Raw genomic sequence first — 14140 nt, forward strand, 5'->3', positions numbered from 1 at the left:
TTTAGTTCAGGAACGGCGACCACGCAGGTTCACGCACTTCGCCTTGTGGTGACGGCAGGGAAAATTGTGCTCTTCCATCTGCCGAGACCTCGCCCAGGACCCCACGGGTTCCTTGCTGAGTGGCATATATCACCATAGTGCCATTCGGTGCAACACTTGGAGATTCATCCCACTGAGTATCCGTGAGGGATGTCACTCGACCACTCTTCAGATCCTGCTTGGCAACCTGATAACCGTTGCCGGAGCGATTGATCATGAACAGGGTTTCCCCATCGGGCGACACACGCCCACGGGAATTGTAGTTTCCGGTAAACGTCACGCGTTCAGTACCACCGGAAAGATCAAGACGATAGATCTGCGGCGAGCCGGCACGATCAGACGTGAAGACCATGCCACTGCCATCCGGCAGCCAGTCCGGCTCGGTATCGATCGCAGGATTGTTGGTCAGACGTTGGAATTTGCGTGACGCGATATCCATCACATAAATCTCGGGCTGACCATCCTTTGACAATGCCATCGCCAACTTGCGGCCATCCGGAGACCAGGCCGGAGCACCATTGATGCCACGGAAACCGGTCAGTTTGGCACGACGACCACTTCCCAGCTCCTGAACATAAATCGCAGGCCGTTCTGATTCGAAACTCACGTACGCCAGTTTCTTTCCATCCGGCGACCATGCAGGAGACATGATCGGTTCATCGGATGCAAGAATCTCCTGACTACCATGGCCATCCGAGTCGGCAACATACAGTGCGAAACGAATGTTGTCACCCACGCCATTGGCGGTAATGTAGGCGATTTTTGTCGAGAAAGCACCGCGAATTCCAGTGATTTCCTCAAATATTTCATCACTCATGTAATGGGCGCGCGAACGCAACTGGCCATCACTGCCTGTGATGACTTCTCCCAGCATGCGCTTGTTCCCGAGCACATCCATCAGCTCGTATTGAATGCTGTAGCCACCGCTGCTCGCATTCTTGACCTGCCCGACCACCAGATAGCTGGCGCCGAGACGCTTCCAGTCATTGACGAAGACATCCTGGGTAGTCCCCGGCAGCGCGATCAGGTTGTCACGCTTGATCGGCTCGAATTGGCCGCTGCGCGCCAGATCATCCGAGATGATACGGGCCAGATCCTGAGGGAGACTTCCCCCCGTCAGGTTCTCGAACGGCACCACGGCGATCGGCGTCGCGCTGTCATTGCCCTTGGTGATCTCGATGGTCAGGTCCGCTCGCGCCATGCTGGTCACGACCAGCATGGCGGCTGCCATCATCCATGTAGTCACTCGTCTCATCGGCCCAGGTCCTCTGGATTGAAGTACAGATTGAAGTTGCGGAACTGGCTCTTGGCTGAAGCCGGCAGGTCCTGCATCTCGGTAAACGGTGCTGCTTTCTGTATCGCCTGAATCGCCGAGCGATCGAAGGCGGCATTGCCACTGCTCTTGCTGACCGCAGCCGAAACAAGTTCCCCTGTCGGCAGCAATGAGACGCGCAGCGTCACCGTCATGCCGGGTACGGTACCTGAAGGCCGATTCCAGTTCTGCCCGACATACTTCTTGAGCAGACTCTCAAAGCCATTGGCCGCCTGTGCGGCCTGCTTGGCCCCACTGATGGCGTCACTTTCGCTGTCGATCAGACTATCCAGTGACCCGGCAGATGCCTGTGCTGCCTTCTCGGCAAGCGCTTTCTGGCGCGCGGCCTCCGCGGCTGCCTTCTTGCGAGCCTCTTCCGCTGCCTTTTCCTTGGCCGCCTTTTCCTTCGCTGCTTTCTCGGCGGCTGCCTTGGCTGCCTTTTCCTTTTCAGCCTGCGCCTTGGCCTTGGCCGCCTTTTCAGCCTCTGCCTTGGCCTTCGCGGCTTTTTCCGCCTCGGCTTTCTTGCGCGCTTCCTCGGCTGCCTTTTCCTTGGCAGCCTTCTCCGCTTCCGCCTTGGCCTTGGCCGCCTTTTCGGCTTCCGCCTTCTTCAAGGCGTCTGCCTTGGCCTGTTTTTCAGCTTCAGCCTTCTTGCGCTCAAGCGCAATCGCCTTGGCTTCTTCCGCCCGACGCGCTGCATCTGCCTTGGCCTTGTCTGCCGCCTCGGCAGCCGCTTTCTGTTCCGCCTTCAACTGCTCAGCCGCCTTGGCCTGTGCCGCCTTCTCCTGCTCGGCAGCCTTGGCCTGCTCTGCCTTGGCCTGCTCTGCCTTGAGCTGCGCGGCTTTCTCGCGCGCAGCACTCTTCTGCTGTTCTGCAGCGCGCTCCGCTTCCCGGGAGGCCTCCTCCTTGGCGCTCTGACGCTCATCGGCCTCTTCGGCGGCGTCCCGCGCCTTGCTGGCCTTGGCCTGTTGGGGCTGATTGGTCGTCGTTTCGGTGCTGACCAGCGTCGCGTTGACGATGGTCGTGCTGCTCTGATCCGGCTCGGACTCAGGCCAGCTCACCAGGGTCAGTACCAGGATGACCACATGCAGACCCACGGCCAGCACGACGGGTAATCCATAGCCTGCCCGCTTTTCGATTTCCGGCTGACTCATCCATCAGCCCTCGTTCGGCGGTTCTGAAATCAGCCCGACATTGGGAACGCCCGCCCCCTGCAGAGTGCTCATCAGCCCCATCACATCACCATATGGCGCTGTCTTGGCGCCTTTGACCAGCACGGGTGTCTTGGGCTTTTCCGACACGATGGCGGCCACCTTGCTGCCCAGGTCATCCAGGGCGACGGGAGTCCGCTTGTCCTGATCAGAGCCCAGATCGATGTAGTAGTTGCCGCTGTCATCCAGCGAGACGATCAGCGGTGTCACGTCATCAGGATTGTCGATGGGCTTGGAGGTGACCTTGGGCAGTTCGACCTGTACCCCCTGGGTCATCATCGGCGCGGTGATCATGAAGATGACCAGCAGCACCAGCATGACATCGATGAAGGGCACCACATTGATTTCAGAGGACAGCTTGCGCTTGTGCCCCCGGCTGTAAGGTCCTTTCATGCTCGACTCTCCTTTCAGGCGTCGTTGCTGCCACGGCCGTGCAGATTGCGATGCAGAATGGAGTGAAGCTCTTCGGCGAAGTCTTCATAACGGCCCAGCAGCTGATCGGCACGGCTGGCCAGACGGTTATAGAAGATGACTGCCGGAATCGCGGCAAAAAGCCCCATGGCGGTGGCGACCAGCGCTTCTGCAATCCAGGGAGCGACAGTGGTCAGAGTGGCCTGCTGTGCAGTCCCCAGTGCCTGGAAAGAGCCCATGATGCCCCACACCGTCCCGAACAGACCCACATAGGGGCTTACGGAGCTGACGGTGGCAAGGAACGGAAGATGGATATTGAGACGTTCTTCCTCGCGTGACAGCGTGACACGCATGCTGCGCTGAACGCCGTCCATCACCGCATCGGCATTGCTGGACTTGGGCTTGAGACGACTGTACTCACGAAAGCCTGCACGGAAGACGCCTGCAGCACCCGGCGTCGCCTCTTCTTCATTGGGCAATTCACGGTAGAGGTGATTAAGATCCACTCCGGACCAGAAACGCTTTTCAAAGGCGGTATACGCCTGTTTCGCTCGTGACAATGCCATCCCCCGCTGGAAGATCACTACCCAGGAGGCGATGGAAGCCGCCAACAGCAGCAACATGACGGATTGCACCACCAGGCTGGCATTCGCGAACAGCGAAATGATCGACATCGAATCTTCCACGGAAATCCCTCTTTTACTTGGTTCAGTCAGTGCCGCCGGTGAGGCGACACCCTTAACATTCGTCCGACTCCGTCGCCTGACATCCGACCAGAAGGATGGCTGCAACGGCGTCTCACTCGTTCACGCCTTGACCACGGCGACTCTCGGTCAATCTGGTATCGGTGACTCAGACCTCAAGAGCGTTCAGCAATTCCACTGGCCATCGACGCGGACGCAATGTGCTGGCATCGACACAGGCAATCACCACCTCGGCATCACTCAACATCACCCCGTCCTTCATCACCTGTTGATGAAAGACAAGGCGCGCGCCACGCAATTCACCTGCCGTTGCCGTGACTTGAAGCAGATCATCCAGTCTCGCAGGACGATGATAGCGACTGGCCACACTGTGCACGACAAGCTGGATACCGCGCTCCAGAAGTGTCTGCTGGGAATAGCCACGTGCGCGCAGCCATTCACTGCGTGCGCGCTCCATGAAGCGCAGGTAATTGACGTAATAGACGATGCCACCCGCATCGGTATCCTCGATATAGACCCGCACCGCATGATGAAAATCGCCCGTCTGCTCAGTCAACGTTTCCTCGCCGGGTCTGGATGTCTGCAGAGACGACATCATGCGTCCTCCTGCCCACCCGGCGTCAGACGCGCCTGGGTCTCACGCGGTGTGATGCCGAAATGCTGATAGGCGGAACTGGTCACCACGCGCCCACGCGCCGTTCGCATCATGAAGCCCTGCTGAATCAGATAGGGCTCCAGCACATCTTCGATGGTATCGCGCTCCTCGCCGATGGCGGCCGCCAGCGAATCCACACCGACGGGCCCGCCATCGAACTTCTCGATCATCGACAGCAGCAACCGGCGATCCATATGATCCAGCCCGTGGCTATCCACATTGAGCATGTTGAGCGCCTTGTCCGCGACATCCAGCGTCAGACGGCCATCGCCGCGCACCTCGGTAAAGTCACGCACCCGCCGCAGCAGCCGATTGGCGATACGCGGCGTCCCTCGCGAGCGTCGTGCGATCTCGCGCGCGCCATCCATCTCCACTTCCATGCCTGACAGCTTCGCACTGCGCGAGACGATACCGGTCAGCGACTCGATATCGTAGAACTCGAGGCGCTGAACGATTCCGAAGCGATCTCGCAGGGGCGCGGTCAACAGACCAGCCCGGGTCGTCGCCCCCACCAGAGTGAATCGTGGCAGTTCCAGCTTGATCGAGCGGGCAGCCGGGCCCTCACCGATCATGATATCCAGCTGATAATCCTCCATCGCCGGATACAGCACTTCCTCGACCGCCGGTGACAGGCGATGGATCTCGTCGATGAACAGTACATCGCCTTCCTGAAGATTCGTCAGCATGGCGGCCAGGTCACCTGCCCGCTCCAGAACCGGTCCGGACGTCGACTTGATGTCCACGCTCATCTCACTGGCAATGATGTGTGCCAGAGTGGTCTTGCCAAGTCCCGGGGGCCCGAATACCAGGGTGTGATCCAGGCTATCGCCACGACCGCGAGCGGCACTGATGAAGATTTCCATCTGCTCGCGCACGATCGGCTGACCGATATACTCATTCAACGTTCGCGGCCGATTGGCGCGATCGATCCGTTCTTCCGGATCATGCGTGGCCGCGGAGATCAGTCGATCCGACTCCATCATGATGCTTGCTCAGCTCCTGATGACTCATGCTGCAGACATGAATCATGTGGCGAGAGGCGGTGAGACCGAGGCAGTGAAATGATCTTGCGCCAATGCAATCAAGCGCGCACTTTCTACCCCAGTCGCCGGCCATTCCCTAGTCAATAAATCCAATCAGATCGTGCCTATTCTGTCATTCACGCTATCAGGCACGAGACACGTGCGCTAGCTGGCCATCTTGCGGGCCAACGCCGCCTTGATGAGGGCTTCCGTGGAGGCACCTGTCTCGAGTCCCGAGAGCATCTTGGCCGCCTCGACCGGCTTGTAGCCCAGCGCGACCAGAGCGGCTTCGGCGTCGGCCAGGGGATGGGTAACCGGCGGCTGTGGCTGCGAAGCGCGCGCCATTTCCGACAGACCATCGTCCTGCGGAATCGTCCAATGCTTGAGCCGGTCGCGCATCTCGATGATCAGGCGGTCCGCCGTCTTCTTGCCGACGCCGGGCAAGCGAGTCAGTGCCCGACTGTCTTCGTCGTGCACGCAGCGAATGAAATCGGCCTGCTCCATTCCCGAGAGAATCGCCAGCGCCAAGCGCGGCCCGACCCCGGAAATCTTGATCAATTCCCGGAACAGACGACGCTCCGGCTCCTTGCCGAAGCCATAGAGCAACTGGGCGTCTTCACGCACGACCAGATGGGTGAACAGCTGACAGTCCTCCCCGACAGCCGGCAGACCCAGCAAGGTATTCATGGAGGCTTCAAGTTCATAGCCCACACCTTGTACATCGAGTACCAGATGAGGCGGCTGCTTTTCGAGCAAACGCCCGGTCAGACGTCCAATCATGTTTCGGGCTGTCCTTGAGTCTTCAGTGCCGCCTGCTCATCACATCAGGTGTCAGGCGGCACGGGTTGTTGCGATGCGGGCAAGCCTACCAAAGATAACGTGCAGGCGGCATGTCCGAGTGTCACGACGATTTTGTCGCATGAATCTGACAGTCACTTGTTGCCATGAGGCCAGATGCAGGCAGCATGCGGATGCCAGCAGAACGCAAGATGCTGCCTGACATCGTGAAAACAAGCCTACAAGTGACTGAAAAATTGGAATTTATTGATAACGATAGCGTATCTGGCGCAAGCGGGCTTGTCACTTCTCGCCTGTAGAGGCCGTCTTCGGCACACGCCGGAGTCTACTCCCCACTCTCTTCAGCCCCTGACCAGACACTCTTCAGACCCTACGTGACCGGCAGACACCTCATTTGCCCGGTTCAAAGTCACGCCAGCTACTGCTGCGTCGTGCGCGGGTACTCTTGCGCCCTGCACCCGCCCCCAGGCCCAACGCCTCCAGCTGCGCGCTGCTCGGGGTCAGTCGCATGCGTGCAAAGCAATGTGTCAGCGCGATGGCCAGAGCATCCGCGGCATCCGCCTGAGGCGTTGCAGAGAGCTTGAGCGTATGGGTCACCATATGCTGGACCTGCGCCTTGTCTGCTGCACCCGATCCCGTGACAGCCTGCTTGATCTGTCGCGGCCCATACTCTGATACCGGCAGGCCGTGGTTCGCCGCACACACGATGGCTGCCCCACGTGCCTGACCGAGCTTGAGCGCGGAGTCGGCATTCTTGGACATGAAGACCTGCTCGATGGCGAACTCCGCCGGGCGATGCATGGCAATCACTTCACTGATACCGGCGTAGATCTGCGCCAACCGCTGGTCGAGGCTGACCTGGGACATGCGGATGCAGCCACTGTCCACATAGCGGGGCTGAGCCGCCGAGACGTCCAGTACGCCGTAACCGGTCAGGCGTGACCCCGGATCAATGCCAAGAATGATCATGCCACCGCCTCACGTCTCACACTCATTGCCTCTCCATCCCTGTCGTCTTTCCTGCTTACTGTGTATATAACCAGCCACAATGCCACAAAAAAGGCGGTGCGACACTGTCATTGCCTGCATCATCTGCAGGTAACAGTCTCACACCGCCTTGCCGGGGGTCACTTGCCCGCTTGCGCGGGACTCCCCCTCTCCCGGGCGCTGATGGCGCCTGTCAGGAGAGGTTGATCACCCCGGGGTCATTCGCCTGGATCAGGCCTGACCGCCTTCCTCTTCAACCTTGACCTTCTGACGCAGACGGATGTTCAGCTCCTTGAGCTGCTCACCGCTGACTTCCCCCGGGGCGTCGGTCATCATGCAGCCAGCGCTCTGGGTCTTCGGGAAGGCGATGACTTCACGAATGGTCTTGGCGCCGGTCATCAGCATGACCAGACGGTCGAGACCGAAGGCCAGACCACCATGGGGCGGCGCGCCGAACTTGAGCGCGTCGAGCAGGAAGCCGAACTTCTCTTCCGCTTCCTCCTCGCCGATGCCCAGCACTTCAAACACGGTACGCTGCATGGCCTGGTCGTGGATACGAATGGAACCGCCACCCAGCTCAGTGCCGTTGATGACCATGTCATAGGCGCGAGACAGTGCCGCTTCCGGATCGGCCTTGAGTTCTTCCGGGGTGCAGGACGGCGCGGTGAACGGGTGGTGCAGCGCGCTCAGGCGGCCATTGGCATCGGCTTCGAACATCGGGAAGTCGACGACCCACAGCGGTGCCCATTCGCGGGTGTAGAGGTTGAGGTCTTCGCCCAGCTTGACGCGCAGCGCACCGATGGCCTCGGCCACGATGTTGGCCTTGTCGGCACCGAAGAACACGATGTCGCCATCGACGGCGCCACAGCGGTCCAGCACGTCATCCACGACGTCTTCCATGAACTTGACGATCGGCGACTGCAGACCCTCGATGCCCTTGGCACGCTCGTTGACCTTGATCCACGCCAAACCCTTGGCACCGTAGATGCCGACGAACTTGGTGTAGGCGTCGATTTCCTTGCGTGACAGACTGGCACCGCCCGGCACACGCAGCGCGGCGACACGGCCCTTGTCATCCTTGGCCGGGCCGGAGAAGACCTTGAAGTCCACACCGCTCATCAGGTCATCGACATCGACCAGCTCCAGCGGGATGCGCAGGTCCGGCTTGTCGGAACCGAAGCGCTGCATGGCTTCGGAATACGGCATGGTCGGGAAGTCGCCCAGCTCGACATCCAGCACTTCCTTGTAGAGACCACGGATCATGGTCTCGGTCATGCCCATGATGTCCTTCTCGTCGACGAAGCTGGCCTCGAGGTCGATCTGGGTGAATTCCGGCTGACGATCGGCGCGCAGATCCTCGTCACGGAAGCACTTGGCGATCTGGTAGTAACGATCGACACCGGCGACCATCAACAGCTGCTTGAACAGCTGCGGAGACTGCGGCAGCGCGAAGAAGCTGCCGGCATAGGTGCGGCTCGGCACCAGATAGTCACGTGCCCCTTCCGGCGTGGCACGCGTGAGAATCGGGGTTTCGATGTCGAGGAAGCCCAGGGCTTCCAGCTGGGCACGTACGCTGTGGGTGATGCGTGAACGCAGGCGCAGCTTGTCGATCATGTCCGGACGACGCAGGTCGACATAACGATACTTGAGGCGAACTTCCTCACCGACCTTGTTGTGGTCGTCCAGCTGGAACGGCGGCGTCTGTGCGGTGTTGAGCACTTCGACATCCTTGGCCAGCACTTCGATCATGCCTGTCGGCATGTTCGGGTTCTGGGTGCCTTCCGGGCGCATGCGAATACGGCCCTTGATGCGCAGGACATACTCGCTGCGCGCCTTGTCTGCAGTGGCGAAGGCATCGACGGTGTCCGGATCGACGACGATCTGGGCGATACCGTCACGGTCGCGCATGTCGAGGAAGATGACGCCACCGTGGTCGCGACGGCGGTGCACCCACCCGCACAGAGTGACATCCTGATCGATCAGGGTCTCGTTCAGTTTGCCGCAATAGTGGCTGCGCATGTTGATTCCTTGTTGCTCAAATTCGTGATCGACGCACTGGTGCGCGTCTGTCTCAGAGGGCCTGACGCTGGAGATGCCTGCCACTCATGCATGACCTTGCACATGGATGGCAGGCATGACAGCTGGCCTGATGACGGGAGACATCAGGACGAGCTATCGCCACCTCCGGCCAGATTCTTCTTGCTGCCGGACTTGAAATCCGTTTCGTACCAGCCACTGCCCGCCAGACGGAAACCGGCTTTTCCAGCTGGTCCGTCTTGCATTCCGGACATTCCGTCAGCGGCGCGGCGCTGATCTTCTGCAACTTGTCCATCCGATGGCCACAGGCCTTGCAGTGGTATTCATAGATCGGCATGGTTTTTTCCTGACGATACTGGTCCCGAGCGCAAGAATGCGAGTCGCGGACCATGACAATGTTATGCCTTGCGGCGCCCTTGCATCAGACGTGCCGGAGACATCAATATGAGTGACATCTCAAGCACGGCTTCGGAACGCGTACAATAAGGCCAGTTGAACGTCTTTCAAGTCAAAGCGAAAGGGCCACATTATAGCGTGCTCGGCCCCTTGCGGGGCAACACCTCGATAGATTCCCGGCAATGCGCCGTCATGCCCGGCCAGGGTCAGGCCTCATTCACTGCCACCCGGCCGTCTCACGTCATGAGGACACCGATGTCTGATCCCCAACTCGCATCTGCAACTCCCCCTACTGCTTCCGCTGGTGCTGATGCTGGCCCGCAGGCCGTGATGCTCGACATGGCATCACTTGGCGACGGCCTTGACTTCAGCCGCCTGAAGGACCGGGTCAATGGGCTGGTCTGCCATGATGCCACGTTGCCCGAGCAGGTCGTGGAGCGTCTGGAGGGTGCCGAGATCGTGCTGGTCAACAAGGTACGCCTGGAGGCGCAGCATCTGGAGGCCCTGCCGGCATTGAAGCTGATCGCCGTCATGGCCACCGGCACCAACAACATCGACATGGAAGCGGCAAGGGCGCAAGGCATACGCGTCATGAACGTCGCAGCCTATGGCACCGCCTCTGTCGCACAGCACACCTGGATGTTGATGCTGGCACTGGCCGGACAACTGCCTGGCTACCAGGGAGATGTCGCGAGAGGTGAATGGCAGCGCAGCAATACCTTCTGCCTGATGGGCCGCCCCACCCTGCAGCTGGCCGGCAAGCATCTGGTGATCGTCGGCAAGGGAGAGCTGGGGACTGCCGTGGGCAGGTTGGCAGAGGCATTCGACATGCGCGTCACCTTCGCCGCGCGCCCGGGCAGTGAGTCGACGTCTCAACGACCGAGCCTGAAACACCTCCTGCCTGAAGCGGACGTCATCAGCCTGCACTGCCCACTGACGCCTGAGACACACCATCTGATCGACGAGCAGGCCCTGGCGTTGCTGAAGCCCGGTGCCCTGCTCATCAACTGTGCACGCGGTGGCATCATCGATGAAGAGGCTGCACTTGCCGCCTTGAAGCGTGGGCACCTCGGTGGACTGGCCGTCGACAGCCTGCCGGAGGAACCGCCCCGGGAAGGCCATGCCCTGCTGACAGCGCTGGCTGACGGCCGCACGGCGTCTGAGGCCGGATGGAACCTCATCGTCACGCCCCACAATGCCTGGATCAGTCGTGAAGCGCGTCAGAACATACTGGATCTGAGTCTTGCCAATATCGAGGCCTATCTCGGCGAAAACGTCTGAGACATGGACGAGGGGGCTGCACTCCGATGCCCGCCCGCTGGCAGAGGCATGGATAGACACCAGAAGGGGCCAGATGCGCAAGGCATCTGGCCCCTTCTGGTGCCGGGATTGCCGCGTCATTCAAGAGGAGTGACGCGACATCGATGGCAGCTAGCCTGAGATCACTCTTGAGTTCGCTCAGCGCAGGTGGCTGGCAAATGAAGATCTGTCGATACGGATATGCATGCCAGCGGCCTTGACGGGGTGGCCTTCGGCATCCCACGTCACTACCCGCCCGCGCGAGATGAGCAATACCCAATCAATGGCATCCGCCGCCTGATCCTCGTCATGCCGACTCGCCGACGATGCCGCATGGCCCTCGCCGCCTTGCGGCTCGATGCCCGGTTCAACCGTTAGATCAGAATGCGCATTGCAGCCCATGCTTTCGATGTGCCGCAGATCCTCCTCTCCCGGGGCGCGCATGCGGTACTGACATTCGAAGGTATCGCCGAAGGTGGTGAACACGCGGTGACGCAGGACATGTACGGCTTCCAGGTCATCAGGATGGATCAGCCGATCAAAGTCCAGCTCGCGCATCACCAGCGGCTCACGCCCTGTCGCTCCCAGCATCCGCCACAGATTGGGGTGAATGTGGATGATGCGCCCGGGAATATCCATCTCCCACAGACTGTCGCCACTGGCTTCCAGGGAGTCGAGCAAGCGCCGCTCACTGGCCTGGAGTTCCTGCTGGGTCTGGCGCAGACGTCGGTACATCTCTTCCGCCGTATTATGGGCATCATCCAGCTCGACGATACCGCATTGCCCAGGAGACTCGATCTCCGCCCCCATGCCGATACGATGCAGGCGATCCCTGAGCTCTGCCAGCGGCACGGACAGATGGCGACTGATGTGGTGGGTGCGCCAGCTCATCAGCAGGAAGAAGCTCAGATAGAAGAGAATCAGGCCGCCCACCAGCGCCATGCCGACCAGTTGAAAATTGCGCCCGATCTCGGCGGTACGCGAGAAGACGGCCGACTCCTCCACCATGCTCAACATGATCCAGTCATTGCTGCTCAGACGCTCCCAGGCCACCTTGAAGGGCTCACCATTCACCAAGACGCTTGCAGAGCCACGACGCTGCCCGAGGATCTGCTCGGACAGGGTGGCGAAGACGGGATGCCTGGACAGCTCCATCTGCGCCGGCCGCAGCACGTCCTCCTCCTGGATAATGCTGACGTCCGGCTGCTCGACCGGTGCCAGAGAGAGCAAAGATTCGCCCCTCGACGGCACCGCCAGTGAGCGCCCCTTGGCATCGTAGAGCATCGCGAAGCCGCTCCAGGGCAGTTCCATGGCCAGAATCTGGTTGACGATGACATCCAGGGTCATGTCGATGCCTACCACACCGAGAAATTCGTCACCGTCGTAAAAAGGCGTGACGGCAGACGTCATCCAGCCATTGGCGGCGGGGTCCTGATAGAGATCCGTCCAGACGGTGTGGCGCTCGGGATTCATGGCCGGTGCGGCCAGGTAGAAGAAGGAGAAGTCTCGGCAATCGTGATCGGGGGGCAACAACTCGACGAGATCCACATAGGGATAGATTCGCACATAGCAGTTCGCCAGCGTCACGAAGGTCTGGATGACCGCGGGATGGGTCGAGACGATATTGCGCATCAGGGGGTCCACGGCCGTCATTCGCAATGCCAGTGGCACATCGATCTCGATATCAGGCAGCACGGCATGGAAGCCACTGGCCTGATCCCCTTCATCCCTCTGGCTGGCCCAGGCGCCACTGCGCTCGAATCCATGCCGAGCCGCTTGCTCCGCCCTGACGGGAGAAGCACTGTCGAGTCGAATCATGCGGGCCTGTGCCGCCATGCCGGTGGAGAGATCCTGTATATGTTCCAGCTGACGATTGAGGCTCTTGGCCTCGCGCAGCATGGCCAGATTCAACTCACTGCTCGACTGCGCCTGAAGGTAATTCAGGTTGGCATCACGTATCTCGTCGTTGGACAGGAAGTACACCGCTACCAGCGCCGTCTCTACCAGCAGCAACGGGATCATGGTACTGGTAAACAGCGCGCGCCAGACCCATTTCTTGATGGTGATGGGGGTACGTTGAATTCCCGGCATTGGCGGATTTCCTGATTCCTCCATAAGTGAATCGAGTATGCGCCTTCTCTTGCCTATAGGTGGACTTCGCGCTTCAACGCTCAAACATGTCCAAAAGGTCAGACCTTGGTGTCAGGACTGCGGACAGGCGGCCAAGGCTTTGCTAGGATGCTCGCCCCCAAGGAGGCTGCATGCTTTACAACTACGGTTCCATCAATATCGATCACGTCTACCGGGTCCCTCATCTGGTTCGCCCCGGTGAAACTCTGGCGAGTCACTCCTTCCGTCAGGTATTGGGCGGCAAGGGGGCCAACCAGTCCCTCGCTCTGGCACGCGCAGGCGGAGATGTCACCCACTGGGGACGTCTCGGCAATGCCGACCGCTGGGCACTTGAGCCATTGGAGAGCGCCGGTGTCATCACGTCTCAGGTCGAACTGAGCGCCAGCGCCAGCGGTCACGCCATCATTCAGGTGGATGATCACGCCGAGAACAGCATCATCCTTTACCCTGGTGCCAATCATGGCTTCACCGACGAACACCTCTCCGAGCTGTTCTCCGGAGTCACCCAGGGCGATTGGCTGCTGCTTCAGAACGAGTGCAATGCGCTTGGCAAGGTCATCGAGATGGCGCATGCCAAGGGCATGAAGATCGCCTTCAACCCGGCGCCGATGGGTGCTGAAGTGCTGGATCTCCCGCTGGAGCATTGCCAGGTGCTGTTCTTGAACCGTGGCGAAGCGGCGCAACTGGTCGAGCTGGAAGAAAGCGCACCGGTCGACACGCTGCTCAATGCCCTGCATGAGCGCCTGCCCGCCACCGAGGTGGTGCTGACTCTGGGCAGCGAAGGCGTCTGCTATCAGCTGGGCGAGCAGCGCATCCAGCTGCCTGCCCATCGCGTGAAGGCGGTGGATACCACCGCTGCCGGCGATACCTTCATCGGCTATTACCTGGCCAGCCAGATCGATGGCATGAACATCGAAGACAGTCTGCGTCGCGCCAGCACGGCCTCCGCACTCTGTGTCAGTCGTGAAGGCGCCGCTCCCAGCATTCCGGGCAGCAGCGATGTCGCTGACGCCCTGGCGGAGTGGCCCCCCCTGGACGCATTGAGCAACTGAACGATCACCCCCCTTGAACCGGACAGGTCTGAGCCTTTCCTGAGGGTGAGGCTCAGGCCACGGCACGCTGATTGAGGTGCCGATGGCACC

General features: G+C 60.3%; 12 protein-coding genes and 1 pseudogene. 2 read left to right on the forward strand and 11 right to left on the reverse strand.

The window, feature by feature from the left end:
* Position 1: 1 nt before the first annotated feature.
* From tolB to QD228_RS07995, 10 genes and pseudogenes are all read right to left on the reverse strand, one after another.
* The gene (gene tolB / locus QD228_RS07950) at positions 2-1294 is read right to left on the reverse strand and encodes a Tol-Pal system beta propeller repeat protein TolB (protein ID WP_077376488.1); all 1293 of its coding nucleotides are present in this window, start codon (positions 1292-1294) and stop codon (positions 2-4) included.
* Entirely contained in the window at positions 1291-2502 is a 1212-nt protein-coding gene (tolA, locus tag QD228_RS07955) for a cell envelope integrity protein TolA (RefSeq protein ID WP_279875043.1), read from the reverse strand. Before tolA ends, tolB begins: the two co-directional genes overlap by 4 nt.
* 3 nt (positions 2503-2505) lie before the next feature.
* Positions 2506-2952: a protein TolR gene (gene tolR, locus QD228_RS07960; protein WP_077376494.1), complete on the reverse strand. Its 447-nt coding sequence runs from the start codon at positions 2950-2952 to the stop codon at positions 2506-2508.
* Positions 2953-2966: 14 nt separating this feature from the next.
* On the reverse strand, positions 2967-3644 hold the full coding sequence (gene tolQ / locus QD228_RS07965; protein ID WP_191236995.1) for a protein TolQ: 678 nt from the start codon (positions 3642-3644) through the stop codon (positions 2967-2969).
* A gap of 178 nt (positions 3645-3822) precedes the next feature.
* Positions 3823-4272, reverse strand: coding sequence for a tol-pal system-associated acyl-CoA thioesterase (gene ybgC, locus QD228_RS07970; RefSeq protein ID WP_254696483.1), 450 nt, complete (start codon positions 4270-4272; stop codon positions 3823-3825).
* Positions 4269-5312, reverse strand: coding sequence for a Holliday junction branch migration DNA helicase RuvB (gene ruvB / locus QD228_RS07975; RefSeq protein ID WP_077376500.1), 1044 nt, complete (start codon positions 5310-5312; stop codon positions 4269-4271). The genes ybgC and ruvB overlap by 4 nt, the downstream gene beginning before the upstream one ends.
* 204 nt (positions 5313-5516) lie before the next feature.
* Positions 5517-6131: a Holliday junction branch migration protein RuvA gene (gene ruvA, locus QD228_RS07980; protein ID WP_077376504.1), complete on the reverse strand. Its 615-nt coding sequence runs from the start codon at positions 6129-6131 to the stop codon at positions 5517-5519.
* 408 nt (positions 6132-6539) lie between these two features.
* Complete coding sequence (ruvC, locus tag QD228_RS07985; protein WP_077376507.1) at positions 6540-7118, reverse strand: crossover junction endodeoxyribonuclease RuvC; 579 nt, start codon at positions 7116-7118, stop codon at positions 6540-6542.
* Positions 7119-7367: 249 nt separating this feature from the next.
* The gene (gene aspS / locus QD228_RS07990) at positions 7368-9155 is read right to left on the reverse strand and encodes an aspartate--tRNA ligase (protein ID WP_191236994.1); all 1788 of its coding nucleotides are present in this window, start codon (positions 9153-9155) and stop codon (positions 7368-7370) included.
* A 143-nt stretch (positions 9156-9298) separates the two neighbouring features.
* Positions 9299-9510: pseudogene (locus QD228_RS07995) on the reverse strand (FmdB family zinc ribbon protein).
* A 389-nt stretch (positions 9511-9899) separates the two neighbouring features.
* On the opposite strand from QD228_RS07995, the gene QD228_RS08000 reads away from it, so the two are divergent.
* Positions 9900-10850, forward strand: coding sequence for a D-2-hydroxyacid dehydrogenase (locus tag QD228_RS08000; protein ID WP_254696605.1), 951 nt, complete (start codon positions 9900-9902; stop codon positions 10848-10850).
* Between the two features lie 177 nt (positions 10851-11027).
* Here QD228_RS08000 and QD228_RS08005 read toward each other — a convergent pair whose 3' ends face one another.
* A complete protein-coding gene (locus QD228_RS08005) occupies positions 11028-12959 on the reverse strand; it encodes a hypothetical protein (RefSeq protein ID WP_176503289.1) in 1932 nt (643 codons plus the stop codon).
* Between the two features lie 170 nt (positions 12960-13129).
* On the opposite strand from QD228_RS08005, the gene QD228_RS08010 reads away from it, so the two are divergent.
* Positions 13130-14050, forward strand: a complete 921-nt coding sequence (locus QD228_RS08010) for a ribokinase (RefSeq protein ID WP_084208701.1) — start codon at positions 13130-13132, stop codon at positions 14048-14050.
* The last annotated feature ends 90 nt before the right edge of the window (positions 14051-14140 follow it).

This window comes from Cobetia sp. 3AK (genome assembly GCF_029846335.1).
GTDB classification, from domain to species: Bacteria; Pseudomonadota; Gammaproteobacteria; order Pseudomonadales; family Halomonadaceae; genus Cobetia; species Cobetia marina.